Source organism: Actinomadura sp. 3N407 (assembly GCF_052245875.1).
GTDB lineage: Bacteria > Actinomycetota > Actinomycetes > Streptosporangiales > Streptosporangiaceae > Spirillospora.
Window position 1 is genome coordinate 1 of sequence record NZ_JBQQBP010000082.1, and the last position, 722, is coordinate 722.

General features: G+C 70.9%; 1 protein-coding gene. It reads right to left on the reverse strand.

Translation table 11 applies throughout. The features are described from left to right. Positions 1 to 13: 13 nt before the first annotated feature. A complete protein-coding gene (locus tag ACTWPP_RS45015; RefSeq protein ID WP_443110622.1) occupies positions 14 to 550 on the reverse strand; it encodes a carboxymuconolactone decarboxylase family protein in 537 nt (178 codons plus the stop codon). Between the last annotated feature and the right edge of the window lie 172 nt (positions 551 to 722).

The following is a 722-nucleotide window of genomic DNA, read 5'->3' on the forward strand; positions in this document are numbered from 1 at the left end:
ACCCGGCGGGCGGTCAGTGGCGGACGACCGGCCAGTCGATGTCGGTGCCGGCGGCCTTGTTGAAGTAGTTCGTGAAAACGTTGAGCGCGACGTGGCCGACGACCTCGGCGATCTCTTCGTCGGACAGTCCCGCCCGGTGGGCCTCCTTCACATCGGTGTCCTGGATGCCGCCGCGGGTGCGCAGCACGGTGGCGGCGAAGGCCAGCACGGCCTCGGCCCTGGGCTCCGCGGCCCGGCCGCCGCGGGCCGCTTCGGCCTCGTCCCGGCTCAGCCCGGCCAGCTCGGTGCCGATGTAGGTGTGCGCGGACAGGCAGTAGTCGCAGCCGTTCTGCTGGGCGACCAGCAGCGCGATCCGCTCGCGTACCGCGGCCGGCAGCACGCCGCCCGACAGCGCACCGGAGAACTCCAGGTAGGCCTCCAGCACGGCGGGGCTGTTGGCCATCGCCTTGGTCATGTTCGGCGTGACGCCCAGCGCCTTCTGGACGCCGGCCAGCAGCTCGGCGGCCCGGGCGCCTGCGGTCTCCGGCTGGATCAGGGGAAGTCGGGACATGGTCAGGTCCTCTCAAACGGGTGATCGGGTACCGGTGAGCACCGGTGATCTCAACCTAGAAGCGGCGCCACTCCCGACACAGGGACCCAATACGCCACCGACAGGTCCAAACCCGCCATCGCCTCCCACCGCCGCGTATCCTCGGACGGCAGGCCCTCGACGGTCCGTTTCC